The following is a 25,325-nucleotide window of genomic DNA, read 5'->3' as shown; positions in this document are numbered from 1 at the left end:
CTACTTATCTCCTTTTTGATTTCTTATTCTTTTATAAATTCTAATACCCAACATTAAAAGTACTGCTACTAACACAAAACCAATGGTTCCCTTAATCCAGTTGAGTTCGTTTTTCAATACGATTAAAAAGACCACAGAGATTAAGATAATTGTGGCAATTTCATTGAATATGCGCAGTTGGGTTGAAGTGTATTTTATAATGTCGTTTTGAAGCTGCTTATAGAGCTTGTGGCAAGCGAAATGATACACATAGAGTAGCAAAACGAAACTTAGCTTAATCTGCATAAATGATAACGAAAGCATAGCAGGATTGCTGATGACCATCCAACTTCCAAAGAATAAAGTAAGTATTGCTGAAGGCCAAGTAATAATGAACCACAAACGGTTGGACATTAACTTTAATTGAGCCCCAAGAATGGATTTGTCTGGCTCTGGTTTTTCAGAAGCTTCAACCTGATAAATGAAGAGCCTTACAATATAAAATAGCCCTGCAAACCAGGTGACTATAAAAATAATGTGTAACGCTTTTATGTAAGGATCAGCCATTTCACTTGTTTGTGCAAAGGTAAACCGAAAACGTTTTCGACCTAAATATTATGCTAAGAAAGCGTCTAAATTGGTTATTGACGGTCGCGGTTTTTTAGTAGAATGTTTAACTTGTTGGAAAAGGAAGAAAATGAAAAAGATATTTACCTTAGGAGTTACCCTAACTATGTTGGTTTTAACTCAAACTACAACGCTCAAGGCACAGTCGGATGAAGTCATAATTAAAGAAACGATTATGACAATGTTTAACGGAATGAGAAAAGGGGATAGCACTATGGTGCGTTCAGCATTTGCTGACAAAGCTATTTTACAAACTATTAACAAAGACAGAACTGGGAAAGCTGTAGTGTTGGATGCTGGGTTGAAGGGTTTTCTGAACGCAGTTGGAACCCCACATGATCAGGTTTGGGATGAAAAAATTGAGTTTGGGAATATATTAATTGATGGAGATCTGGCCTCCGTTTGGACTCCTTATGAATTTTACCTTGGTGATAATTTTTCGCACTGTGGGGTAAATTCCTTTCAACTTTTTAAAGGAGAAAACGGCTGGAAGATTATCTATTTAGTAGACACCAGAAGAAAAGACAATTGTAAGTAGCTTTCAAAGTGTTATCTATTACGCTTATAATGGGCGTCAATGATATCTCTAACAGATACTCTTTTACGCACGATTGTTTCGGTAGTTAGAGGGCTATTGTACTTTTGAGAAATGGCTGTTGTTTTTTCTCTACCAGACTCATTCTGCTTGTGGTTCGGGCTAAATTGTTCCATTAGTTCTTTTTTTAACTACTGTTTAAAATTTAACAAACTGGTCTAGTCGAGTCTCAATCGAAAGTATGTAATTGGTAGCGGTAAACAAACTTTACTGACAAAAGTACTTTACTATCTTCGATCAGTTTAAAATAGATAATTTGTTTATACGCTTTACAGAATACTTACGCTTATCTTGGTTTATACCCTACCAAAAAGAGCTGGGCTTGTGTTAAGGTTTTTATTGGGCGTAAACTCCTTTGAGCCCAAGCTCTTCAATGTCTTGTAACTCGAATTCATTGAATGGAGCAATTATGAATTTTTTATCGAATAACTCACCAACAATATAATAGCTAATCCAAAACTCATTTTGGAATGAAAATACTTCAGGACTAATCATTTCAAAGGGAGCGGTACTTTGTGCTTCAATTGTTTCTAAAATATGCCTTAATGTAGATGTGTTTCTTCCCGTTCCATTGGGTTTTTCTTGACCTTTGGAAACTACTAGCACATCATTCAGTTCAATCAAGTTTTTGTTAATGATATAGGCATGCCATTCACTTTCACCTAAATTATTTGTGCTTTTGGCAATTGCTATTTTAACACCGGTGACTTCCGGAAATGAGATGTCTTTTTTCATAACAAGTTCTTGATGTGCTTTATTAGAAAGGCAAAACTAATAATCAAGATTGAAAACTCTTAGGTTATTTGAATTTAGCGAATGAATTAATAATCACTTGTTCTGCTTGCTTTTTCTGAGGGGTGAAATCAATATTGAATTCACTTGAATTTCGTGAGTTACCATAGTTGGGGTACCATTTCCAGATGTGTAAACCAGCAAACCAAGGTTCGTCCATTACTTCATCAAAAAGTGCTTGATACGCATTGGCTTGCGTTTCTTCAGAAAAAATCTTTTCTCTTTCTTCAGCATTTATTCTTTGCGGCCATTCCCAAGGGTCAATGCCAGCATCTTTGGTGCTTTTATAACCTACTTCGGTAAAAAGGATAGGTTTATCGTACTGAATAGAAAATTCTTCTAAATTTTTAAGTGGTATTGCCCAGCCTTTTCTAAGGTCGTCTACCGAAGGGTTCTCTTTGTCTGTTAACGGAAAGTAGCCTTGTACACCTATGTAATCTAGCGCATCCCAAAATTTAACGTCTTGGTATTCGTCCGAAAAGTTTGCAGCATAAGTGAGTTCTCCAGAATAGATGGTTCTTATTTTAGCAATAAGTTTTCTCCAATCCTTCTCTCGCTCAATGCAGGTTTGATGCAGTTCTGTGCCAATACAGAGCATTTCCATTTCAGCATCTTCTGCTACTCGAGCGTAGTGAAGTATAAAATCTTCATAATCTGAAAACCATTTTTGCCAGTCTTCTTCCGTTTTCATTTTGATTTCCCCACGCCATTTTCCTTCTTGGTCGCGAAGCCAGATGTGTGGTTTTAGTATCGTTTTTATGCCGTTTTCCTTAGCGTATTGAGTGGTTATCTTGAGTCCTTCATCTCTTTCTCCCCACCAACCGTTTTGTTCTTCTCTGCCATGATTCCCTCTCACTTCAGGGTTGTCATATCCACTTTGCCAGCCAAAAGGAGTTTGAGATATCCAGTTAATGTTTCTCCCAACCAGTGATTGTATTTCGGCTTCGGCTACTTCTCTAGAACTGGCTACCCAGCAAATACCACGGTGTTTTTCGTGATATGGAATATTTATTAAAGATTTTGGGGCAGATTTAGAATTCGAGAATGCAAAATACAAAACCGCAATCAAAAGGATTGGGGTAATGGTAATACCAAGTTTTTTGTAATGCTTTCTCAAAGAATCTCCATTTGGAATACTTCAGCAATATGGTGAATTAATTTTTGCTGAATGTCTGCCATATTTACGATATGGCCTAATTCTTTGTTTAAAGAGGTGACTTCTTTATCGTCAATACCACAAGGAACAATGTGGTTAAAGTAACTTAAGTCTGTATTAACATTGAGGGCCAAGCCGTGCATGGTTACCCACCGGCTTGTTTTTACCCCCATTGCACATATCTTACGTGGGTTTTGGGCGCCTTTTTCAAAGTCGACCCATACCCCAGTAAGCCCATCAATACGGCCAGTATTTAGGCCGTATTCCCGTAGAGTGAGGATTACTGCTTCTTCCAGATATCTCAAGTATTTATGAATATCTGTGAAGAAATTTTCGAGATCAATTATCGGATAAACAACTAATTGCCCAGGGCCGTGGTATGTAATGTCACCACCTCTGTTAATCCGATAAAATTTCGCGAAATGCTTTTCTAATCCATGCTCATCTAAGAGCAGGTTTTCCATAGACCCACTTTTGCCAAGAGTATAGACATGAGGATGTTCGCACAGAATAAGATAGTTGTCTGTAATAGTTTGTAATTCGCCTTTTTCAAGCTTTCTATTTTCAATTTTCCGATCGACCGTTTTTTTAAAAACAGTTTCTTGGTAATCCCATACAAGTTGGTAATCTTCTGCACCCAGATTGATTACTTCAACAGCCTTATTAGTTAGAATATTCATGTCTTACGCGAAACAGCTTTATACACACACACACTTTTAAGCCGAAACCTCAGGGCCTTCAACTTGGTCAACAGATAATACACGTACGTTTTTCGTGATTAATCGGTTGGCCTTGCGAAGTGCTGAAGTATGATTTCGCGCTGGAAACTCTTTCTTTACCACAGTCTCATCCTTTAGGTTTAAGAAAGTGGCTTCAAAGTTTTTCATATTCTTTTTTCCAGCCATGCCCAAAAGTAGCTTAAGGTAAGTAGGTTTCCAACATTTTGAAGCCCAAATTTGTTCTAATGTGTACTTCTGGAAACTTTTGTGGCACTAAAACTGCATTTCCCTTACTAATTTTTGCTGTTTGACCCAAAGTTGTAATTTCTGCTTCTCCTTCTAGACATACATATATTATGAATGAGTCTTTGTTGTAATGCTCACGGATAATACCAGTAGAGAATTCTAACAGGTTTATTTTAAAGAATTCAGACTCTACTAAAGGGACAACCTCGTTTAGTTTTTTTTGCACTTTTATTTTGTAGTCCGAATGTGTGTCATAGTCAAGCGCATCAATAGCTTCTTGTGTATGTAGTGTTCGTTTATTGCCTTTTTCATCTTTTCGGTCAAAATCATAGATACGGTAGGTAACATCTGATGACTGCTGTATTTCGGCAATTAAGAGTCCTTTACCTATTGTGTGTACTCTGCCAGCGGGTAAGTAAACTGCATCACCTGCTTCTACAGTTTCTTCATTTAGGATGTCTATTAAAGTTCCATTATTTAAATGATCTAGGTACTCTTCTTTGCTGATGTCTTTGTTAAAACCGCTAATGATTTTAGCGCCTTGGTTGGCCTGTAGAACATACCACATTTCGCTTTTACCCAAAGAATTATGTCTTTCTTTAGCAAGCTTGTTATTCGGGTGGACTTGGATACTTAAGTCTTGTGCGGCATCAATAAACTTAATGAGTAAAGGGAAATTGTTACCGTATTTTTTGTATACTTTTTTACCTACAAACTCTTCTTTAAACATGTTAGTGATTTCGGGAATGGTCATGCCTTTAAGTGGTCCCTCGCTTACCTTTGAGAGATTGCCTTCCACTCCAGATATTTCCCAGGTTTCTCCACAATTTTTTAGGGGAGAAAAGTCTTTACCTAGAACATCTCTAATTTTTGTTCCTCCCCATATTTTCTCTTTAAAAATGGTATCGAATTTTAATGGATAGAGGTATTTCTTGTCAGTCATTGCCTAGAGTCATTTTCTTGTATGTATTTATTAACCCATTGGTAGAACTATCGTGACTTTGTACTTCGCTTTCATCTTGCAATTCGGGGAGAATTTTGGAGGCTAATACTTTGCCCAACTCTACACCCCATTGGTCAAAGCTGTAGATATTCCAGATAATTCCTTGTACAAAAATCTTATGTTCATAAAGCGCAATGAGAGAGCCTAATGTTTTTGCATTAAGTTTTTTAACGAGGATAGAGTTTGAGGGTTTATTGCCTTCAAAAACTTTGAACGGGGCTGTTTTATTAATTTCAGTTTCTGATTCTCCGGCTTTGGTTAATTCATTAACAACCTCATCATACGATTTGCCATTCATAAGCGCTTCGGTTTGTGCAAAGAAATTCGATAGCAAAATGGAATGGTGATTACCTATCGGGTTTTGGCTTATGGCCGGAGCAATAAAATCACAAGGGATTAGCTTTGTACCTTGGTGAATAAGCTGGTAGAAGGCGTGTTGTCCATTTGTGCCTGGTTCTCCCCAAACTATTGGGCCAGTTTGGTAATTGATTTTCTGTCCGGAACGATCCACTGATTTGCCATTACTTTCCATATTCCCTTGCTGAAAATAGGCGGCAAAACGATGCATGTATTGGTCGTAGGGTAGAATTGCCTCACTGTCGGCTCCAAAGAAATTTGCGTACCAGATGCCCAGCAAGGCTAGAATTACAGGTGCATTTTTTTCGAAAGGCGTTTGCTGAAAATGTTCATCCATTTCAAAAGCTCCTATCAATAACTGCTCAAAGTTATCGTAGCCGATGGTGCAGGCAATGGAAAGTCCAATAGACGACCAAAGCGAATAGCGGCCACCTACCCAGTCCCAAAAAACAAACATATTGTCTGGGTCGATACCAAAATCCACTACCGATTCTTGATTGGTAGAAATGGCAATAAAATGCTTAGCAATGTCAGTTTGGTTTCCTCCTTGGCTTAAAAACCATGTTTTGGCCGTATGGGCATTGGTCATGGTTTCTTGAGTAGTGAAAGTCTTTGAGGCAATCATGAATAAGGTTTCCTCCGCATTTACCTTCTTTAACACTTCAGAAATGTGTGTGCCATCTACATTTGAAACAAAATAAGTCTCAATGCCAAAAGTATTGTAGTTCTTTAACGCTTCCGTAACCATCACTGGGCCTAAATCTGAGCCACCAATACCGATGTTTACAATTTGCGTAATTGGTTTTCCGGTGTACCCAATCCACTTGCCAGCAGTTACTTTGTTGGCGAAAGTCTTCATCTTCGACAAAGCAGCTTTTACCTCTGGCATTACATCTTCCCCATCTACCATTATGGGTTTGTTCGACTGGTTTCTGAGTGCAGTATGCAGTACAGCTCGGTTTTCCGTTTGATTAATTGCTTCACCCGAAAACATTAAATCAATTGCTTCTTTCAGCTGGCATTCTTCCGCCAAACTGAGTAGTAATTTGATTGTTTCTTCTGAAATACGGTTTTTAGAATAGTCAATTAAGATGTCGTTGAATTGAATAGAGAATTTCTCAAACCTTCTGGGATCTTCAGAAAACAGTTGCTTCATATGTACATCAGCTGTTGCGCTGAAATGTTTGGAGAGCGCAGCCCATGATTTAGTCTGGGTAGGGTTAATAGATTGAAGCATCATTGTGTTTTTGAATTGACATCACCTTTATAATGCCTAAATTAAGGAGGACTTGTTTTGATACAATGCAATCGTTTGGAAAAAAAGGAGAAGATTTAGCCGTAAGCTTTCTGAAGAAGAAGGGTTATCGAATTTTGCATCGGAATTTCAGATATAAAAAGTCTGAGATTGATATTATTTGTTCAAAGGCTGGTTTGTTAGTTTTTGTGGAAGTGAAATCTAGGTCAAGTAAGGCTTTTGGTCAACCAGAGAGTTTTGTTTCAAAAAGCCAAGAGCAAGCAATTTTAAAGGCCTCTGAGGCTTTTGTTTTGGACGAAGATTGGCATGGTGATATTCGCTTTGATATTATTGCGATTTATAAAAATGGCCAAATTGAAGAGATTGAGCATTTTGAAGATGCCTTTTATTAGAAGGGCAGGCCTTATTTTATTTTTGGTGATTCGTATAATACATTGGCAAACCTGTCTGATTCTTTTCGAATATAGGTTCTGAAATGTTTTTGGTAAGGGTCTGGAGGGAATTGGATTTCACGCTTTGCAATAACCCGAGTGGTGTTGTTATAGTATTCGGTCCAAACACCGACTTTCTTATCAAACTCATAATAACCGCGCACGGCTACTCGGCCATTTTCATAAAAGTAATAATAGGTGCCTTCTTTTTTTCCGTACTGAATGGGGATCACTTCTTTTACTTTGGTCTTCTCGGCATCGTAATAAGTGATTTCCGAATCTCTATACCAACCTTTTGAATAGTGTTCTTTATCGGTGAGCATTTGATCTCTTGTTAAGCTTATCCATCTCTCATGCTTCACCCCATGAAAGTACATACCTTCTTCTACTATTACGTCATTTATAAGTCTTTTGTATGGGCCGTGAAGCACATTTTCTATCAGTCCAGCCCTCGATTTCGCATCTGCAATTTGCCTTTTGTTGTGGTCGTAAACATAAACAATAGGGGCATAGGCGTCTACTTCAACGGCTTCTTTCAATACATAGAATTCTTCGATTTGATTTCGGCCTTGTACTTCCGTAACAGTCCACCTTCTTTTGGTTTTTTCACCATAGAAAGTGTTTTTTTTAACCTTTAAGTCTACATCGGTCAGTGTGTCTTCAGCATCTAAGTCGATAGAAATGTTGGGCTTCTCTATTACCTCGGTTTTCGCCTTTTCGTTCTTCTTCTCTTTTTTGCTTTGTGCAACGAGAAGTGCTGGAGAAGCCATTAAGAATATGAAAAGAATGAATTTTTGCATTGCCCAAAAATAACGAAAAAAGTATGGGGGTATTTCTTTAAATGGTCAAAAGAACGACATGAGTTTCTTTGAATGTATTCATAAAAGAAAAGGGTCAACATTGCTGCTGACCCTTCTGATTTTTAAGCTCCTCCTCTTGGGCTCGAACCAAGGACCCTCTGATTAACAGTCAGATGCTCTAACCAACTGAGCTAAGGAGGAATTTGTGGTTTGTTCCACTCTTCTTGCGAAACGGAGTGCAATATTAGTGGTTGGTTAAATATATTCCAATACCTTGTTGAGATTTTTTTTCAGATTATAGAAAGAAATACACGGCAATGTAAATGATAGCGAAGACTGTAAGGAAAACAATGCCGCTTTTGGCCAATAGGAGCAATTTTTTTCCGGGTTTATAGTCTTCCGGAATTTGTTTAGAGGTAATTACTCTATAGTTAATAATTGCAATAACTGGAGCGATAACAAAGGATAGCGTGGTGGCAAGATCAACTAAGTCTTTTAAATTAGATGAAAGCAGCAGAATAAACAAAAATGAAATAGCTGATACAATGATCATCATCCATTTATAAGTGTTTTTAGCATCGGCTTTTTTAAAGAATAATAATCGTGTTGTCTCTCCCATTGCTCTTCCAAAACCATCTACAACCGTGATGGTAGTGCTGAACATTACGCTGAAAGCTGCTGTGGCAATAATTAAATAAGCCCAATTGCCTAAGGCGGACGTATAAAGCGTAACTACTTGGTCTGAGAAAACCGTGGAGTTATTAGAAAGCTCAATACCTGTTCCGTACATCACTTTTGCACCTAATGTAAGAAAGCAGATGGCCAATACTGCTGTAACGATGTACCCAAAATTGAAATCGGCTAGAATCTCTTTTAGTTTAGGAACATAGCCAGTTTGCTTCATTCTTTCAATTGTCCAAAGGCTATTCCATGTAGAAAGATCAACCGCAGTTGGCATCCAGCCCATAAGTGCAATAATGAAGATAATGCTGTCGCGTTCGAAGATGTTTTTAGGAACAAAATTTTCGACAGGAGTTACTTGTCCTTTAGAAAGGGCTCCAAAAAAGGCCACCAAGGTTGAAATTAACAATACTGAGCCTATTACTTTCAGCAGAGTGTCGAGTATGCTGTATTTTCCTAACGCTAAAATTAGGGTGCATATGGCTAGAATGATTCCTGAAACATAGGCGGGGTCTAAGGTTACTCCTGTAAGGTTGTTGAACATTCCGGCAGTTACAAAAGTAACGGCAGCTGTAACGGTGAACATGGAAGCCAAGCTCAAAATAAAATAGACCCACAGTACCCACTTTCCTTCCGCTAAGTAGCCTTCTAAAAGGTTCTTTTTGGTAGCTGCGGCAAAGCGAGATCCAAACTCGAAGAATGGATATTTAAATAGGTTGGCCAATAGTATGAAGGCAACCAGTTGAAAACCAAAGTCGGCTCCTGCTCTAGTAGATTGAACCAAATGTGAAACGCCAATGCAAGTGCTGGCAAAAAGTATTCCTGGGCCAAAAGCCTTTAGCTTATTACTAATGTCTGATTTCATAAACTCGCAAAAGCTAAAAATAGATAATCTTTTCGTATCGCCATAACCGCTAAAAAAATGAAAACTACAGACATTATGACTTGATTCTGGTTGATTTTTAAATAAAAGCAGACATAGTGGCGTAATTTTAGTGAAAAAAGGGATTGGTATAGTTTTGAATTATAGGGATGGAAATGAAACAGAAACTTAAAAATAAAAACGATATGAACTTAGTTAAGAGAAATCCCGAATGGTATGGTCCCGCATCAGTTGATGCTTTCTTTGATCGATTCTTCAATGATTCTTTGCAGAAAAATTACAGCGGTTTTTCACCAAAGGTAGACATTGCTGAAACTGCTAAGGCGTTTGAAATTCAGGTAGCAGTACCGGGTTTTAACAAAAATGATTTCAGCATTGATTTAAAAGAAGGTAAGCTAAGCATTACCGGAGAGCGAAAGCTAGAAAAGGAGAATAAAGAGAAGAATTTCATCTCTATTCAAACAGAATACGGAAAGTTCTATAAGAGCTTCCAATTGCCAGATAATATTGATGAAAAAGGAATTGAAGCTGTTTACGAAAATGGTATTCTAGAATTAAGAATTCCTAAAGATGAAACGAAGAAAGTGGAATCAAAAATTGCAGTAAAATAGTTTGAGTTTGGTTGTGTTGATTGAAGGGCCTCGATTTATCGGGGCTCTTTTTTGTTAAAAGGGGTTAATTCTTGACGTAAATTAAATAAATTAGAACACCAGTATTCAAATTGCGTTAGTCTTTTTCGGAAAAGGTAAATCTTAAAGTCATGTTTTATGAGTAAGAGACAGTTTATTTTGGGCATGTTGGCTTCCTCATTGCTGGGTGGTCTGGTTGTTTTGTTGGGGATTAGTTTTTTGGGGGGTACAGAAACCGTTAATGGCTCTTTTTCATTAAACCGTTCCAATTCAGTGGCTACAAGTTTTGGGACAATTAGTGACGAGCCTCACGATTATTCAGTGCCAGCTGGTGTTAATTTTATTGAAGCCTCTAGAAAAATTGTGCCTGCTGTAGTTCATATTACCAATAGAGAAGAGATAAAAGGCACTTCCAGTCGTTGGAGAAGGCTGTTGCGAAATGGAGTTAAGTTTAGGGAGTCCACTGGCTCGGGTGTGTTAATCTCTGAAGACGGTTACATCACTACCAACTATCATGTGGTAGAAGGAGCAGATGAGCTTGAGGTAAGATTAGATGACAATAGAAGGCTTAAGGCAGAAATAATAGGTGCAGACCCTGATACTGATTTGGCATTAATCAAGATAAATGCCAAAGGAATGCCTTATATAGACTTTGGTAATTCAGATCAAGTAGAAGTAGGAGAATGGGTTTTAGCGGTAGGCAATCCTTTCGATTTAAATAATACAGTAACCGCAGGAATTGTAAGTGCTAAGGCAAGAAATATAAACCTGATTACTGGAAACACAGATAACCGATACGGAATTGAGTCCTTTTTACAAACCGATGCGGTAGTAAATCGCGGCAATAGTGGAGGCGCTTTAGTGAATCTTCAGGGTGAGCTTATAGGTATTAATACGGCTATTGCTACAAATACAGGGACTTTCAGCGGTTATTCCTTTGCGGTACCATCAATTCTGGTTAAAAAAGTAATGGATGATTTACTTGAATTTGGCGAAGTGAAAAGAGGCCTTTTGGGTGTTACTATTCGAGATGCAGACGGTGTGGGTACAGTAGAACTGTCCGGTGTTAGAATTATGGGGGTTTCTCCTGGTGGCGCTGCCGATGAGGCTGGTTTGAAAGAAGAAGATGTAATTACAGGTGTGGATGGAAAGGAAGTAAAAACTACCAGTCAGTTGCAGGAGTTAATCGCTCGAAAACGGCCAGGAGATGCGGTTTCTATTAGTTACAAACGTAAAGGTAACGACAGAGAAACCTCCCTTAAACTTCAGAATAGGGAATCTTTAGCGGCTATAGATCTTGCCGAGCCTGAGCTTATTTTCGAAAAAGAAGATGGTGTGTCTGAAAACACACTGACCTACGAAATAGCTGGAGCCGTATTTGAGGATTTGTCTAGTCAGTTGAAAAAAAGCCTGAATTTAGAAGGAGGTGTACATTTGTCGCAATTGGGCGGAGGGGCTTGGAAGGCCAGCGGTGTGAAAGAAGGCTTTGTAATAACCAAAGTTGGCGATGATGATATAACCAGCTTAGAGCAGTTTCAGAAAATAATCGATACCAAGACGAAAGACTTCTTTGTAATGGGGAAATACCCTAACGGAGAAAAAGAATATTACAGAATTACTTGGTAAGGATTATTTACCTGTCGTTTACAAGCCAAACCTTTAAGGGTTTGGCTTTTTTCGTTTTATTCTGAATTAGTCAATGGCTTTTTTGCAGTCCTTTGAAAATTCCCGTAACTATGAATTCTATTAATTGACAGATAAAATATTATGAATATTCAAACTGAATTTGGTCTTACAGAGGCCCTAAAAAACCTAGGTGTAGCAGCTGAAAACAACGGAACCTCAACAGGTTTGCAGTCACATGGTGGAGATAGCTATATAGAGTCTTACTCTCCAGTAGATGGTGCACTAATAGGTAAGGTAAGTGTGACAACACAAGCTCAGTATGATAAGGTAATCGAAACGGCTCAAGCTGCTTTTAAAGATTGGAGAAGTACTCCTGCGCCTTTAAGAGGAGAGATTGTTCGTCAATTTGGTCAAAAGTTAAGAGAGCATAAAACGGACTTGGGTAAGTTAGTTTCCTATGAAATGGGTAAATCTTACCAAGAAGGTTTGGGCGAAGTACAAGAAATGATTGATATCTGTGATTTTGCTGTAGGGCTTTCTCGTCAGCTCCATGGATTAACTATCAAATCTGAACGTCCACTGCATCACATGCAAGAGCAGTATCATCCATTGGGTATTGTAGGTATTATTTCAGCTTTCAATTTTCCTGTGGCTGTATGGTCGTGGAATACCGCTTTGGCTTGGGTTTGCGGAGATGTTTGTGTTTGGAAGCCTTCTGAAAAGACTCCATTAACAGGTGTTGCCTGCCAAAATATTATTGCAGAAGTATTAAAAGAAAACAACCTGCCAGAAGGCATCAGCTGTTTAATCAATGGTGATTATAAGGTGGGTGAGTGGATGACGCAAGACCACAGAGTTCCATTGATTTCGGCTACAGGATCTACCCGAATGGGTAAAATCGTTGGGCAAACTGTGGCGGCTCGTTTAGGAAAATCCATCCTTGAATTGGGTGGTAACAATGCCATTATTGTAACCCCAGATGCTGACATAAAAATGACAGTGATTGGAGCTGTATTTGGCGCTGTAGGAACTGCTGGCCAAAGATGTACTTCAACCCGCAGGTTGATAGTTCACGAAGACATTTACGATAAGGTAAGAGATGCAGTTGTTGGTGCTTACGGGCAGTTGAGAATTGGAAACCCATTAGATGAAAAGAATCATGTTGGGCCTCTTATCGACAAAGACTCTGTAAATAACTATAACAAAGCCATTGAAGCAGCAAAAGCTGAAGGAGGTAAAATATTGGTTGAAGGCGGTGTGCTTTCTGGTGAAGGTTACGAAAGTGGCTGCTACGTAAAGCCTTGTATTATAGAGGCGAAAAACGATTTCGAAATCGTTCAAGCCGAGACTTTTGCGCCAATCTTATACATCATTAAATACAAAGGCGATGTGCATGATGCCATTGCAATTCAAAATGGAGTGGCACAAGGTTTATCTTCAGCCATTATGACCAATAGTATGCGAGATGCCCATCAGTTCCTTTCAGCGGTAGGTTCTGATTGCGGAATTGCAAACGTAAACATTGGTACTTCTGGTGCCGAGATTGGCGGTGCATTTGGTGGTGAAAAGGAAACTGGCGGAGGTAGAGAGTCTGGTTCTGATGCATGGAAAGCTTACATGCGCAGACAAACCAATACCCTAAATTACTCTACTGAACTGCCTTTAGCGCAGGGTATAAAGTTTGATTTATAAGGGATGATTTAGAACACGATGGCAATGTAAGCCATCGTGTTTCTCCTTTGCACTTATAATGTAATATAGATGGTGTGTTAAACCCACTATTGTAAGGAGTATAAAGCAACTCATAACTGCTTTCCTAACCTTCTTACTTAAAATCAGGAGTAATGGGGGGCTTCAGAACGTTATTCTTATCCTAAATAAGTTTAGGGTCTTCAAACCAAATTTGAGTATCCGTGTAATTTACTATCATCCGTAACTTCTGTCCCGATTTGCCATATAGAGGTTGTGGAAAGAAGGAAATTGCTTGCCCCCAATGATTATCTTTTCTGCCTGGAGCACTGCTCAATTTAATTTTATCATCCATCAATAAAATAAACCAAAAAGCTACTCCATGTATTTGTTGGTCAGAATTTACTTCAACGTGAATTTCAAATCTTCTACATTGATTAGGAGCAATTGCCGGCCAGGGATTCTCAAAGTCTACATCAATTATTTTGAACTCTTCTGAGCAAAATTCATGGGTAATATAGGCAAGATTTTGAGTGATATACTCTTCAGGAATTCTGAACTGATCGAAACCAGAAAGATCAAAGCCAGAGATTTCTTTTATCGGATTCACAGAGCCCAACTTTGGCGCATAAAGGAGCTTTCCTTTTACTTCTGCAGCTTTAGGAATCACCTTTGTATTCTTAGAGCATAGGTTTTGTAAAGCATGCCGGAAAGAAGGGATGGCATGCTCGCCTAAAAGGCCAGAGTCAAAAATTTCAGCTACTATAACATTGGGTTTTGGGTCAAGGTCTTCATTGGTAAGCTGTGTAGATTTAGACTGAAAAAGTTGAATTTTGTCCTTTAGGGCATTCTTTGTTATATTTTCTAGTGCTGCGTCTGCTATATATTTCGACTGTTCACAAGCGTAGACCTTTTTAGCTCCAGATTTTGCCGCCATCATGGCTAGAAGTCCAGATCCTGTCCCAATATCTAAAACTACGGATTCCTCACCAACTGTATTCTTAATAGCCTTCTCGAAAGCATCATTCCTCTCATGATCGGCTAGCATTTTCAAATGCCATGGGGGTACAAATCTTGAAGTCACCCTGCTGAGATTTTGTCTTGTGCCTAGATCATTTGGGTTAATGGTCAGTGCTTTTTTGTAGGAGTTAATTGCCTTGTCAAAATCACCAATTTCTTGATAAGCATTACCAAGGTGAACATGAACGCCCCAATCGGTAGGTTGAATTTCAGCCGCTTTATTTAAATGTGCCAATCCGTTTTCAACTTGCCCATTACTGCTCATAAACCGGCCTAGTTCTAGGTTTGCTTGAAAGTGAAAAGGGGCTTTCTCTGCAGCATTCTTAAAAAAGGATAAAGCCTCTTTTGTATTTCCTTCTGTCTCTAAAATTGAACCCAGATTAATCATTGCTTCTGGTAAATTAGGGCTCTTATCCAGAAGTTCTCTCAGTGTTGCTTTGGCTCCGGGGAAATCATTACTTAAAAGCTCCAATTGTGCATACATTAAGTATGCATTTGGACTTATTGGAACACTTTCCATAAGGGGAGCGAGAATCTCTTTTGCCCCGCTAAGGTTTCCTAGATGTGTTCTTATTTGAGCAATTTGAAGACATATATCGTCTCTTTCTGGGGCAACCTTATGCGCAGATTCCAGATAAGGGAGAGCTGTATTAAAATCTTGAAATTGAGAATAAACATAGCCTAAGTTGCTTAAGCTTTCTATGTCGGTTGGATTTATTTTTAAGGCCTTTTGCCAATTGCTAATCGCATTATGCGCATCCCCTTTCATAAGGTATAGCATAGCTAGGCTAGAAATAGCCTCTAATGAATTAGGGTTGTTTTCTAAGGCTTGTTGATAAAACTTTTCTGCATTGACTAAGTCACCTTTTTGTTGAAGTGATTTAGCCTGTACTAGTAGTGATTCGTCCTTTGCAGTATCCATTAATTGTGGTTTATGATTCGAAAGCTATTTAATTTATGCTTACGTATCAAGAGTTGGTAGTATTGCTTTCTATTTTATTAAAAGTGTATTGAATATTTTATATATGTTTTTTTTAATCTCTTAACAATGGTTATACTTAGGTGAATTTTGAATGTACGTAATTCTATGATAATAGAAACTGGAAACTACTTAGAGTTAACACAACTGATAAACCCAAGCGAACTCTCTAGTATTCTCAATTTAATTGAGCAGTCAAACTTTAAAGATGGGAAAAGTACTGCTTCTGAAAATGCGGCAAATGTTAAAAACAATTTGCAGATAAACAGCGAAAATAATTTTCACGCTCAACAGATTGGTCAAATTGTGCATCAAGCCATTTCTAAAAATCGCAGGATTCAATCGGCCATTCTCCCTAAGGTTATCCTTCCTCCGCTCGTTAGTCAATATGAATCAGGAATGCATTATGGTCTTCATGTTGATAGCCCACTGATGGGCAATCAATTTACTATAAGGACAGATGTGGGAATGACTCTATTTTTATCAGACCCTAGTAGTTATGAAGGAGGAGAATTAGAGATAATGACAGAGTTTGGTCTACAACGCTTTAAACTATCAGCAGGTAGTGCGGTGATTTACCCAACCACAAGGCTGCATCAAGTATTGCCTGTTACTCAAGGAAAAAGATTGGCTGTAGTTACTTGGATGCAGTGCGCTATCAGAGAAGCAAATAAGCGTGAAATTATTGATCAGATTAATCAGGTACTCAATGAACTATCGGCAACCGACCATAAGGAAAGTCATCTTATGCTTCAGCAAATTTACAGTAATTTAATCCGCATGTGGGCAGAAATATAATTGAACCATCATAACACATCGTACCAAAACAAAAGTATGCAAGAAATTACTATTGGAATAATGATACCTACTTCAGGTATATTGCCTATGGGCAAGCAATTTGACAAGGCTTTTAAAAAGGCCATAAAGTTAGAGCTCTCTAATACTGATTGTGAGCTTGAAATTATTACCGAAATGATTGGACAGGGAAATCCTGTGATGATAGAGAAATCTCTCGATAAATTTTTTGGGTACCATGATGCTAACTTAGTTACAGGTTTGTTCACCAATCATGCCATGGGGAGCTTTGTCGATAAATTTGAAAAGCGGAAGGTTCCTTTAATTATCAATAATTTAGGAGAACACCTTATACCGAGTAAAGGCTATAATAGTCAAGTCTTAATCAACTCAACTCACCTTTGGCAACACTGTTGGGCAATGGGGCAATATGCAGCTCAAAACCTGGGTAAAAAAGGTCTTATTCTCAGTTCTATGTTCGATGCCGGTTATGCTTTTTTGAATTGCATCCAGTTAGGTTTATACTCAGAAGACGAGAATTTTGATCATGACCTAAGGCTGTTGCCGCTACCACAACCAGGTAAGTTATCTCAAGTTAAAGAGGCGTTTGATAACATTGATATGAGCGAATACGACTTTGTATTCCCTCTATTCTGTGGAGAGGAAGCCACAATCTTTCTGGAAGAGTTTCACTCAAGAGAACTCATGAGTAAAACCAAATTAATCGGGTTGCCTTATTTGTTAGAATTGAAGGAAAAGGATTTATCAGGTTTAGAATTGATTTCCACAGCCCACGAAAATCAACCTAAGGGAGATTTGTTGTGGAAAGGTATTTTTGAAACCATGGGAAAAAACTGCGGACACGCTGTTGGAAGAGTAATTGCCAAGAATCTGGAAAATATAGATGCAGAAGAGCTCATCAAAGAGATGTTGGCAATAGATGGTGGAAAAGAATACGACTCTACTAAAATTCCATGTTTAAAGGAAAAAATACGACTAGTAAGGCATAAGGTGAAGGCGGGTAATCAGGTGGTATCTGAAGATATTATTTCAGTTGATATCGATTTAAAGAATGATGAAAAAATTAGACAATCAAGAGATGCTATAAGTAGTTCTTGGATGAACTCATATTTGGCGGTGTAAAATGAAGACCTTAATACTTACCAATTCAGACGCTCTTTCTGCACCAACAATTAAAAAAATGCTGGAAACTGGCTCAGTAGAAGGTGTGGGAATCCTAAAGAAAAGCAGACCTCAAATAGAGCCAGTGCTTAAAAGTATTGGACTGAAAGAAGATCAAATTCTTTCCTTAGAGCGAAGAAACTGGGTGTCTGAACTTAGCCAATTCATACGTAAAAATGAAATAGAGGTAGTTTGGGTGCTTACTTTTCCTTGGATCATTCCTAATGAGCTTTTCAATACCGTTCCTAAAGGGTTTATTAACTTCCATTTTGGTATGCTTCCTAAATACAAAGGGGCTGACCCTATTTTCTGGCAGTTAAAGAATAATGAGGAAATTGGAGGCGTGACAATTCACCTTATGAATGATAAAATTGACGAGGGGCCTGTGTTGATGAGAGAAGAATTAAGAATTATTCCAGGAGAAAATTATGGCTTGCACTGTAAACGTCTGGGAGAATTCACCTCTACTCTAACTGAAAAACTTATTGAAAAGCTGTCAAATAATCAGAACAACTATTTAAAGCTAGATTCTGAAATTGAGACCTATGAGAGCAAACCAAGCATTGAAGATTTAACCATTTACTGGAACAAACAAACCGCAGAGGAAATTGAATGCCTTATTAATGCAACCAATCCAAAATATAGCGGTGCCAATACCAAATTGGCAGGTTTTGAAATGAGGATTTTAGAGGTAACCCCAGTAACCATGCAAGGCGCTATACAGGCCGAACCAGGTCAAATAGTGCATGCTGATGTAGTTTATGGTTTAGTGGTGGCGTGCATTAACAATGAATTTCTGAGAATCACTATAGCCCAAACGGGTGAAGGTTTTTTGTCGGGGGTAAAATTGTTTAACCTTGGTTTTTTAACAGGACATCAATTTACAAATTAGATATCGTGCGAGCGAAAGAGTACTTGAAAGTAATAGTATATTCGTTAATGGGGTTCTATTTTTTTTTCAGAGCTACTTTGAAAGTAATAGTCTTAAAACTTATAATCTTTCAATATTATTTTTAACTTCAACACAATTTAATTAGAATTGCCTTAAAAACAGAGTACAGATAATTTTTTATAACCCTACAACTATTAAAACATCATGGAAGGATATTTAGCCGAAATCCGCGGTTTTGCGGGTAATTTTGCGCCTCGGGCATGGGCATTTTGCAGCGGACAATTACTATCGATTGCTCAAAATCAAGCCTTATTTTCATTATTAGGCACCACGTATGGAGGTGACGGAAGAACTACTTTCGCGCTACCCGATTTAAGGGGCAGGGCGCCTATAAGTGCTGGGCAAGGGCCAGGGCTCAGTAATCACAATCTAGGTTCAAGAAGCGGAACGGAGACGGTGACTTTAACTGCTTCTCAGATGCCTTCGCATTATCACGTTGCTGCAACTACCAACCCGATGGCTGTTATAACTTCTATGACTGCTAAAGATGGGGCTGCAACTACCGATACACCTGCTGCAGGTCTGTCATTGGCCAAAGGTAATACTGAGGTGAACTTTGCCGCTACCCCCACTAACATGTATGGAAGCACGGGTAACAATGTAGTCCTGAGTTCAGGTTCCTCTCAAATACCTGCTGGGCAGTCAGTGACAGTAGGAGCTACAGGAGGAAGTCAATGGCATACTAATATGCAGCCCTACTTGACTATCTATTGGATTATTTGTATGCAAGGTTTGTTTCCATCAAGAAATTAAAATTTTACTTAAAACTAATTATTATGGAAGGAACTATAGGAGAAATTAGAGGATTTGCAGGTAATTTTGCCCCACGATCATGGGCCTTTTGTGCAGGTCAATTAATGTCAATAGCTCAGAATACTGCATTGTTTTCAATTCTGGGTACAACCTACGGTGGAGATGGTAGGACAACATTCGGCCTACCAGACCTAAGAGGTAGAATACCCATATCTGCTGGAATGGGCCCTGGGCTGAGCGATCATCGGTTAGGGTCAAGAGGTGGGGTTGAGACCGTTACACTGAATCTGTTACAGCTACCCTCACATCATCACTTTGCTACAACTGCAAACCCGATGACAATTACAACTTCTATGACTGCTAAAGATGGGGCTGCAACTACAGATACGCCAGCTGCGGGTCTGTCATTAGCTAAAGGTAATACAGAGGTGAACTTTGCTGCTACTCCAACTAACATGTATGGAAGCGCAGGAAATGATGTAACTTTGAGTTCAGGAACCTCTCAAATACCTTCTGGACAGCCAGTATCAGTGGAGCCAACTGGAGGTAACCAATCCCATACCAATATGCAGCCTTACTTGACGATCTATTGGATTATCTGTATGTTTGGAGTATACCCTTCAAGAAATTAATATTGTATTTCTTTGTGTTAAAAAAATAAAATGATACCCACTTGGGTGTCATTTTATTTTAGTTTATTGTTTATAGTAATTTATATACTCTAACGTATTGTTAATTTAATCTTCCACCCGATGAATTTGGTTCATATTAAATACAAGGCTTTTTCTGAAGTTTTTAATAAGCGATTCTTTTTGGCTCTCCCTTTTTTCTTTTTTCTCTTTTTGAATGGGAGTAAGGCTCAAACTACAGGTAGTGTTATTACATTCGAGGCCGGCTCAGCAAGATTGCTTACGGGGGCATCTACGAATCCCAGTGCTACAAATATTGATGGTCACGCTCTAGGAGTTTCTGCTGTTACTTCTGGTAATATTGTCAATATTACAGTAAACAATACAGTTACGGGTATATCTGGCGGATCAGATTTGGCAGTGATTATGACAGCTACAGGTACAAATGTTACATCTTTTTCTTACAAATCGGATAATGCAGCAAATAATTTTGGAGTAACAAGCTTTGCTTTTGCAGTGGCTACAGGAACAACCCAGAATATAACCGTTCAAGGGTATGATAACGGTAGTGCAGTTTCAGGGGCAATTACTAAGACCATATCTTCTCCGGGAGTTACCAACTTTACAGTTACTTCAGGAGATGTTTCGGCTTCATCAGGGTGGGGTAATATTGATGAAATTAGAATGACAATGAACACACCTGCGCCAGCAAATTTTGCAATAGATGATGTTTTGCTGGCGGCAGCTGTAGCCTCCAACAACGCCCCAACCGCTTCTTCTTTTACAGCAAACCCTTCTGAGAATTTGACCTATACCTTTTCTGCCAGCGATTTCGGCTACAGCGATGGTGATGGCGATCCGCTCAGCAGTGTTTTGATTGAAGCTTTACCTACAAATGGAACCCTGTATCTAGATGCAGATAATGACGATGTATTTGATGGAGGTGAAGCAGTTTCAGTTTCGCAACAAATCAGTGTAGCCAATATAAATGCAGGTAACCTACAATACATTCAGAATGGTTCTTCAAACACTTCTTTTCAGTTTGAAGTGAATGATGGTACGGAAAACAGCAGTGGTAATTATATAGCCACTTTGACAATGAGGGCAGTGCCAACGGTTACATTGAGTATTACACCTACTTCTAAAAGTGAATCAATCACTACTGCAAGTATAGTGACAGCCACACTATCAAATGCATATGGGGCAAATACTACGGTTAACCTGTCGTTTTCAGGATCAGCAACTGGTAGTGGGGTGGATTATACTATTTCTTCTTCATCTATTACTGTTGGCGCAGGAAATACAACAAATTCCATTGTGCTCACCAACGTGCCAGATGTGCTTTATGAAGGGAATGAAACCGTGATAATAGATATTTCTTCCGTTAGCAATGGAACAGAAAACGGTACTCAACAACGAACATTTACGATTATCGATGACGACTCTCAGCCGAATGCAACATTGGAAGTGCTGCCAATTTACAATCCAATAACCGATGAGAGTGGAGGGCAAGCCTACATCCGAGGTAAAATTGATGCAGTAGCAGGAACAACTGTAACTATACCTTTGTCATTCAGTGGAACAGCAACTGGTGGCGGAACAGATTATTCATTGACTGGTACTACTATTACACTTTCTCCAGGAGAAATTATGGATAGTGTTCGTGTTACTTCACAATTTGACGGCATTGAGGAAGGAAGTGAAACCATAATTGTTGATATGGGTGCACCAACCAATGCAGTAGAAAGTGGGACTCAACAGGTTACAATAACCATCAATGATGAAGACGCAACCTACCCTTCAACTACAATCACAACAGGAGCTGGTAACCCAACAAATTCTTCTCCATTCTCTGTAACCATAACTTTTAGTGAGTCTGTCACAGGCTTTGCCGTTGGAGATATTACAGTGAGCAATGGGTCGGCTGGTAATTTTGCTGGATCAGGAACTACTTACACGGCAGATATCACCCCCACAGGGGATGGTGCTGTAACTGTTGATGTGGGGGCAGGAGCTGCACAAGATGCCTTTGGTAATAACAATACAGCTGCTACACAGTTGAGCCGAACTTATGATGCGACTGCTCCTGCTACCCCAAGTGCTCCAAACTTGACAGCTAACTGGGACACTGGGACCTCAAATTCTGATGATATTACTTCTAATACCCAACCAAGGTTTAGTGGTTCAACAGAGGCCAATGCTTCTATAAAAATAATTTCATCAATTGATGGTCAAGTGGGTACTTCCACTGCTAATGGTAGTGGCAACTGGCTTCAAACAATCAGTGGAACCCTTTCTGAAGGAACCCATAACATAACTTTCACAGCTACCGATGCCGCAGGCAACGAAAGTGCTGCCTCGGCTGCCTTGTCAATTGTAGTAGACACTTCAAACCCAACTTTAAGCTCTAGCAGTCCCGCTGATGACGCAACTGGGGTAAATACAAGTGGAAATATTACTCTTACTTTCAATGAAAATATTGCCTTTGGAACAGGAAATATTGAAGTAATTGACGAGACCAATGGTTCGAATTCTTTCACAATAGACGCAGCTTCTCCAGGTACACAAGCTTCTATTAGTGGTGCCGTACTGACCATCAACCCAAGTAGCAATTTGGATTTATCATCTAATTACTCTGTTAGAATTGCCGCTACAGCTATAGATGATATTGCTGGAAACAGTTATGCAGGAATCACAAACGGCACAGCCTTGAATTTCGGAACAAATAACGCCCCAACGGTAACTGTAAATACTGGCCTAACCTTAAACGAAGGGGCCACAGAGCTTATTGATTCAGGGAAGTTAAACGCCAGCGATACAGAGGGAGGAACACTTACTTTTACGATTACAACGGCCACTACCAAAGGCACCCTGTTTATAGATACCAACCCAAGCAATACTTTTAATGCAGGCGATACGGAACTTGTATTGAATGCCACTTTCACTAAAAACGATCTTGACAGTGATAGAATCAGGTATGTCAGTACAACCGACAATGATATTTCCGACAGCTTTGTGTTTAAAGTAAGTGATCCAGATGGCGGAGAATTAACCAATCAGACCTTTAACATTACGATTACCCCAGTGAATGATGCCCCAACAGCAACTGGTGTTCCTACAGATATAACTGTGATTGAAGATGCTGCGAGCAACTTTGATCTATCGGCTGTTACACTAGTTGATCCTGATGGAGATGCACTTACTGCAACATTAGCGGCTTCGGCAGGTACTTTTACTGCAACCTCGGGTGGAGGCGTGACCATTGGTGGTTCAGGTACTGCTTCTCTTACTTTGGCAGGTACAGCCGCCAATATCAATACTTACTTTGATACCCCAGCCAATATTAAATACACTGGAGCTTCAAACGTGAGTGGCGATAATGCCGCAACATTTACCTTAAACGCAAATGATGCTACGGTTAATCCTCAAGTGGGCAGCGGAAATATAGATATTACCGCAGTTAATGATGCGCCTACTTTTACGATTGGTGCAAACCAAACCGTAGCTCAAAATGCTGGAGCGCAATCAATAAACAGCTTTATCACAACATTTGACGATGGTGATGCAGAGGCAACCCAAACTGTGCAGTTTAATATCACCAATAATACTAACGCTACTTTATTTACATCTGGACCAGCCATTAGTGCTACAGGTGTTCTGACCTTTACGCCAGATGCAACGAAATTTGGCAAAGCAACCATTTCGGTAACCATTTCAGATAATGGAGGTACAGCCAATAGTGGTGTAGACACTTCACCAGCGCAAACCTTCGATATTTTTGTTACTCCTACGAATATTAAAATCAATGAAGTGCATGCTGGTGCAGGCCCGGATGCTGAATTTATTGAAGTGTATAATACTGAAGCTAATGCCACTAGTCTATCAGGTTTAGTAATGGTTTGGTTTAACGGTGGTGATGATTTAGCATATAAGGATTTTGATCTTACAGGGTCAACAAATGCCAACGGGTTTTATGTGATAGGCGAAACAGCTTTTGGAAGCAAAGACCAAGATTGGGGTGCTTCACCCGACCTCCAAAATGGCCCAGATGCAGTAGCACTGTATGTTGGAAGTCAGAACGACTTCACTGGAGCTTCGGCACCAACTTTAGACGGTTTAGTGGATGTAATAGTGTACGGGAGCTCTGATGATGCAACTCTTAGAGCCGCTTTAGGAAATCCTGCTTTACAAGTAGCAGGTGATGCGAGTAATTCTATATCTCGTAGTGCTGACGGAACTGGAGGTTTTGTAGCTCAAACTCCATCTCCACAAGTCACTAATGATGTTACCTCCCCAACAGTAACGAGCGTTTCCGTCCCGGCGAACGCAACATACATTGCCAGTCAGAATTTAGATTTCACGGTTAATTTTTCTGAGAACGTAACCGTAGTGACAACAGGCGGAATTCCCCAATTGGCGATAACGGTAGGTTCTACCACCCGTCAGGCAGTGTACCAGAGCGGTTCAGGAACAAGTGGCTTACTCTTTAGATATGTTGTACAGTCTGGAGAAGCAGGTACCGATGGTATTTCTGTAGGAACCCTTGCCGCTAATGGAGGCACTTTGAAAGATGCCGCAACCAACGATGCTAATCTTACCTTAAACTCAGTAGGAGCCACTACGGCTGTTTTAGTAGATGCGGTAGCCCCAACAGTAACAAGCGTTTCCGTTCCCGCGAACGCAACATATATTGCCGGGCAGAATTTAGATTTCACGGTTAATTTTTCTGAGAATGTAACGGTTGTAACTACAGGCGGAATTCCTCAATTGGCAGTAACAATAGGTTCTACCACCCGTCAGGCAGTGTACCAGAGCGGTTCAGGAACAAGTGGCTTACTCTTTAGATATGTTGTACAGTCAGGAGAAGCAGATACCGATGGTATTTCTGTGGGAACCCTTGCCTCTAACGGAGGCACTTTGAAAGATGCAGTAACCAACGATGCTAATCTTACCCTAAACTCAGTAGGAGCAACTACAGCTGTTTTAGTAGATGCGGTAGCCCCAACAGTAACAAGTGTAAGTGTACCAGCAAATGCTACTTATGTAGCGGGTCAGAATTTAGATTTCACAGTTAATTTCTCTGAGAATGTAACAGTTGTAGACGCTGGGGGAACCCCACAACTAGCAATTACTATAGGCTCTACTACTCGCCAAGCGGCCTATACGAGTGGTACAGGCACAGGAGCTTTATTGTTTAGGTATGTTGTACAATCAGGTGATGTTGATACTGATGGCATTTCTGTGGGAACCCTTGCCGCTAACGGAGGCACTTTGAAAGATGCCGCAACCAACGATGCTAATCTTACCTTAAACTCAGTAGGAACAACTACGGCTGTTTTAGTTGATGCTGTAGCCCCAGTAATTACCAGCTTAAGTCTACATAATGGAAATACTTTTGTAGAGATTTTTGCGAGTGAAGGACTTTACAGCACGAATGGAGGAAGTGGCGCTTTGGAGATAGCAGATATTGCCATTTCAATTTCTGGCGGTACGGCCACCAGTCCAGTAATAACCAGCTTGAAAAAAGTAGATGGTACTACAGACTTA

Annotated in this window: 22 protein-coding genes and 1 tRNA gene; 11 read left to right on the top strand and 12 right to left on the bottom strand. The window is 39.5% G+C overall.

The window, feature by feature from the left end; all coding sequences use genetic code 11:
• Complete coding sequence (locus tag AWW67_RS02410; RefSeq protein ID WP_053222119.1) at positions 1–546, bottom strand: CopD family protein; 546 nt, start codon at positions 544–546, stop codon at positions 1–3.
• A 130-nt stretch (positions 547–676) separates the two neighbouring features.
• Here AWW67_RS02410 and AWW67_RS02405 point away from each other — a divergent pair, with 130 nt between their 5' ends.
• Positions 677–1,144, top strand: coding sequence for a nuclear transport factor 2 family protein (locus AWW67_RS02405; protein WP_053222118.1), 468 nt, complete (start codon positions 677–679; stop codon positions 1,142–1,144).
• Positions 1,145–1,155: 11 nt separating this feature from the next.
• Here AWW67_RS02405 and AWW67_RS18945 read toward each other — a convergent pair whose 3' ends face one another.
• The 7 genes from AWW67_RS18945 to pgi all read right to left on the bottom strand — a co-directional run bounded on the left by AWW67_RS18945 (position 1,156) and on the right by pgi (position 6,711).
• A complete protein-coding gene (locus AWW67_RS18945) occupies positions 1,156–1,317 on the bottom strand; it encodes a hypothetical protein (protein ID WP_176699984.1) in 162 nt (53 codons plus the stop codon).
• A gap of 220 nt (positions 1,318–1,537) precedes the next feature.
• On the bottom strand, positions 1,538–1,936 hold the full coding sequence (locus AWW67_RS02400; protein ID WP_053222117.1) for a hypothetical protein: 399 nt from the start codon (positions 1,934–1,936) through the stop codon (positions 1,538–1,540).
• 64 nt (positions 1,937–2,000) lie between these two features.
• Positions 2,001–3,110: a glycoside hydrolase family 113 gene (locus tag AWW67_RS02395; protein ID WP_062300002.1), complete on the bottom strand. Its 1,110-nt coding sequence runs from the start codon at positions 3,108–3,110 to the stop codon at positions 2,001–2,003.
• Positions 3,107–3,829, bottom strand: a complete 723-nt coding sequence (lipB, locus tag AWW67_RS02390; RefSeq protein WP_062300000.1) for a lipoyl(octanoyl) transferase LipB — start codon at positions 3,827–3,829, stop codon at positions 3,107–3,109. Before lipB ends, AWW67_RS02395 begins: the two co-directional genes overlap by 4 nt.
• Before the next feature lie 36 nt (positions 3,830–3,865).
• The gene (locus tag AWW67_RS02385) at positions 3,866–4,054 is read right to left on the bottom strand and encodes a hypothetical protein (RefSeq protein WP_053222114.1); all 189 of its coding nucleotides are present in this window, start codon (positions 4,052–4,054) and stop codon (positions 3,866–3,868) included.
• A 13-nt stretch (positions 4,055–4,067) separates the two neighbouring features.
• Positions 4,068–5,057, bottom strand: a complete 990-nt coding sequence (locus AWW67_RS02380; RefSeq protein WP_062299998.1) for a type I phosphomannose isomerase catalytic subunit — start codon at positions 5,055–5,057, stop codon at positions 4,068–4,070.
• Entirely contained in the window at positions 5,050–6,711 is a 1,662-nt protein-coding gene (pgi, locus tag AWW67_RS02375) for a glucose-6-phosphate isomerase (RefSeq protein WP_062300038.1), read from the bottom strand. Before pgi ends, AWW67_RS02380 begins: the two co-directional genes overlap by 8 nt.
• A gap of 65 nt (positions 6,712–6,776) precedes the next feature.
• Between pgi and AWW67_RS02370 the strand changes: the two genes are divergently transcribed.
• Complete coding sequence (locus tag AWW67_RS02370; protein ID WP_053222112.1) at positions 6,777–7,121, top strand: YraN family protein; 345 nt, start codon at positions 6,777–6,779, stop codon at positions 7,119–7,121.
• A gap of 11 nt (positions 7,122–7,132) precedes the next feature.
• Here AWW67_RS02370 and AWW67_RS02365 read toward each other — a convergent pair whose 3' ends face one another.
• The 3 genes from AWW67_RS02365 to AWW67_RS02355 all read right to left on the bottom strand — a co-directional run bounded on the left by AWW67_RS02365 (position 7,133) and on the right by AWW67_RS02355 (position 9,506).
• A complete protein-coding gene (locus AWW67_RS02365) occupies positions 7,133–7,960 on the bottom strand; it encodes a toxin-antitoxin system YwqK family antitoxin (protein ID WP_062299996.1) in 828 nt (275 codons plus the stop codon).
• Between the two features lie 127 nt (positions 7,961–8,087).
• Positions 8,088–8,161, bottom strand: a tRNA-Asn gene (locus AWW67_RS02360).
• Positions 8,162–8,255: 94 nt separating this feature from the next.
• Positions 8,256–9,506 carry an NRAMP family divalent metal transporter gene (locus AWW67_RS02355; protein WP_062299994.1) on the bottom strand — a complete coding sequence of 417 codons (1,251 nt, stop codon included), beginning with the start codon at positions 9,504–9,506 and terminating at the stop codon, positions 8,256–8,258.
• 203 nt (positions 9,507–9,709) lie between these two features.
• Between AWW67_RS02355 and AWW67_RS02350 the strand changes: the two genes are divergently transcribed.
• The 3 genes from AWW67_RS02350 to amaB all read left to right on the top strand — a co-directional run bounded on the left by AWW67_RS02350 (position 9,710) and on the right by amaB (position 13,471).
• Complete coding sequence (locus AWW67_RS02350) at positions 9,710–10,135, top strand: Hsp20/alpha crystallin family protein (RefSeq protein WP_053222419.1); 426 nt, start codon at positions 9,710–9,712, stop codon at positions 10,133–10,135.
• A 156-nt stretch (positions 10,136–10,291) separates the two neighbouring features.
• A complete protein-coding gene (locus AWW67_RS02345) occupies positions 10,292–11,779 on the top strand; it encodes a trypsin-like peptidase domain-containing protein (protein WP_062299992.1) in 1,488 nt (495 codons plus the stop codon).
• 141 nt (positions 11,780–11,920) lie between these two features.
• Positions 11,921–13,471 carry an L-piperidine-6-carboxylate dehydrogenase gene (gene amaB / locus AWW67_RS02340; RefSeq protein ID WP_062299990.1) on the top strand — a complete coding sequence of 517 codons (1,551 nt, stop codon included), beginning with the start codon at positions 11,921–11,923 and terminating at the stop codon, positions 13,469–13,471.
• Between the two features lie 181 nt (positions 13,472–13,652).
• Here the strand turns inward: amaB and AWW67_RS02335 are convergent, their stop codons facing one another.
• A complete protein-coding gene (locus AWW67_RS02335; RefSeq protein WP_062299988.1) occupies positions 13,653–15,410 on the bottom strand; it encodes a tetratricopeptide repeat protein in 1,758 nt (585 codons plus the stop codon).
• Between the two features lie 165 nt (positions 15,411–15,575).
• Between AWW67_RS02335 and AWW67_RS02330 the strand changes: the two genes are divergently transcribed.
• The 6 genes from AWW67_RS02330 to AWW67_RS02305 all read left to right on the top strand — a co-directional run.
• Positions 15,576–16,265 carry a Fe2+-dependent dioxygenase gene (locus AWW67_RS02330; protein ID WP_062299987.1) on the top strand — a complete coding sequence of 230 codons (690 nt, stop codon included), beginning with the start codon at positions 15,576–15,578 and terminating at the stop codon, positions 16,263–16,265.
• Between the two features lie 36 nt (positions 16,266–16,301).
• Entirely contained in the window at positions 16,302–17,405 is a 1,104-nt protein-coding gene (locus tag AWW67_RS02325) for a type 1 periplasmic-binding domain-containing protein (RefSeq protein WP_141655364.1), read from the top strand.
• A gap of 1 nt (position 17,406) precedes the next feature.
• Positions 17,407–18,336 (top strand): methionyl-tRNA formyltransferase, encoded by a 930-nt coding sequence (locus AWW67_RS02320; protein WP_062299983.1) that lies wholly within the window; start codon positions 17,407–17,409, stop codon positions 18,334–18,336.
• 204 nt (positions 18,337–18,540) lie between these two features.
• Entirely contained in the window at positions 18,541–19,149 is a 609-nt protein-coding gene (locus tag AWW67_RS02315) for a phage tail protein (protein ID WP_053222101.1), read from the top strand.
• A 23-nt stretch (positions 19,150–19,172) separates the two neighbouring features.
• Positions 19,173–19,781 carry a phage tail protein gene (locus AWW67_RS02310; RefSeq protein WP_062299981.1) on the top strand — a complete coding sequence of 203 codons (609 nt, stop codon included), beginning with the start codon at positions 19,173–19,175 and terminating at the stop codon, positions 19,779–19,781.
• Between the two features lie 120 nt (positions 19,782–19,901).
• The coding region (locus tag AWW67_RS02305) for a beta strand repeat-containing protein (protein WP_141655363.1) at positions 19,902–25,325 on the top strand (5,424 nt) is incomplete at its 3' end.

This window comes from Roseivirga seohaensis (assembly GCF_001592945.1).
In the GTDB taxonomy this organism is placed as follows: Bacteria; Bacteroidota; Bacteroidia; order Cytophagales; family Cyclobacteriaceae; genus Roseivirga; species Roseivirga seohaensis.
Note: the sequence above shows the minus strand (reverse complement) of the source record. Positions and strands in the feature narration are given on the sequence as shown.

What these genes read in the sequence shown, in the direction of transcription:
- AWW67_RS02410 (WP_053222119.1), bottom strand. Translation starts at nt 546, where the DNA reads ATGGCTGATCCTTACATAAAAGCGTTACACATTATTTTTATAGTCACC.
- AWW67_RS02405 (WP_053222118.1), top strand. Translation starts at nt 677, where the DNA reads ATGAAAAAGATATTTACCTTAGGAGTTACCCTAACTATGTTGGTTTTA.
- AWW67_RS18945 (WP_176699984.1), bottom strand. Translation starts at nt 1,317, where the DNA reads ATGGAACAATTTAGCCCGAACCACAAGCAGAATGAGTCTGGTAGAGAA.
- AWW67_RS02400 (WP_053222117.1), bottom strand. Translation starts at nt 1,936, where the DNA reads ATGAAAAAAGACATCTCATTTCCGGAAGTCACCGGTGTTAAAATAGCA.
- lipB (WP_062300000.1), bottom strand. Translation starts at nt 3,829, where the DNA reads ATGAATATTCTAACTAATAAGGCTGTTGAAGTAATCAATCTGGGTGCA.
- AWW67_RS02385 (WP_053222114.1), bottom strand. Translation starts at nt 4,054, where the DNA reads ATGGCTGGAAAAAAGAATATGAAAAACTTTGAAGCCACTTTCTTAAAC.
- AWW67_RS02380 (WP_062299998.1), bottom strand. Translation starts at nt 5,057, where the DNA reads ATGACTGACAAGAAATACCTCTATCCATTAAAATTCGATACCATTTTT.
- pgi (WP_062300038.1), bottom strand. Translation starts at nt 6,711, where the DNA reads ATGCTTCAATCTATTAACCCTACCCAGACTAAATCATGGGCTGCGCTC.
- AWW67_RS02370 (WP_053222112.1), top strand. Translation starts at nt 6,777, where the DNA reads ATGCAATCGTTTGGAAAAAAAGGAGAAGATTTAGCCGTAAGCTTTCTG.
- AWW67_RS02365 (WP_062299996.1), bottom strand. Translation starts at nt 7,960, where the DNA reads ATGCAAAAATTCATTCTTTTCATATTCTTAATGGCTTCTCCAGCACTT.
- AWW67_RS02355 (WP_062299994.1), bottom strand. Translation starts at nt 9,506, where the DNA reads ATGAAATCAGACATTAGTAATAAGCTAAAGGCTTTTGGCCCAGGAATA.
- AWW67_RS02350 (WP_053222419.1), top strand. Translation starts at nt 9,710, where the DNA reads ATGAACTTAGTTAAGAGAAATCCCGAATGGTATGGTCCCGCATCAGTT.
- AWW67_RS02345 (WP_062299992.1), top strand. Translation starts at nt 10,292, where the DNA reads ATGAGTAAGAGACAGTTTATTTTGGGCATGTTGGCTTCCTCATTGCTG.
- amaB (WP_062299990.1), top strand. Translation starts at nt 11,921, where the DNA reads ATGAATATTCAAACTGAATTTGGTCTTACAGAGGCCCTAAAAAACCTA.
- AWW67_RS02335 (WP_062299988.1), bottom strand. Translation starts at nt 15,410, where the DNA reads ATGGATACTGCAAAGGACGAATCACTACTAGTACAGGCTAAATCACTT.
- AWW67_RS02330 (WP_062299987.1), top strand. Translation starts at nt 15,576, where the DNA reads ATGATAATAGAAACTGGAAACTACTTAGAGTTAACACAACTGATAAAC.
- AWW67_RS02325 (WP_141655364.1), top strand. Translation starts at nt 16,302, where the DNA reads ATGCAAGAAATTACTATTGGAATAATGATACCTACTTCAGGTATATTG.
- AWW67_RS02320 (WP_062299983.1), top strand. Translation starts at nt 17,407, where the DNA reads ATGAAGACCTTAATACTTACCAATTCAGACGCTCTTTCTGCACCAACA.
- AWW67_RS02315 (WP_053222101.1), top strand. Translation starts at nt 18,541, where the DNA reads ATGGAAGGATATTTAGCCGAAATCCGCGGTTTTGCGGGTAATTTTGCG.
- AWW67_RS02310 (WP_062299981.1), top strand. Translation starts at nt 19,173, where the DNA reads ATGGAAGGAACTATAGGAGAAATTAGAGGATTTGCAGGTAATTTTGCC.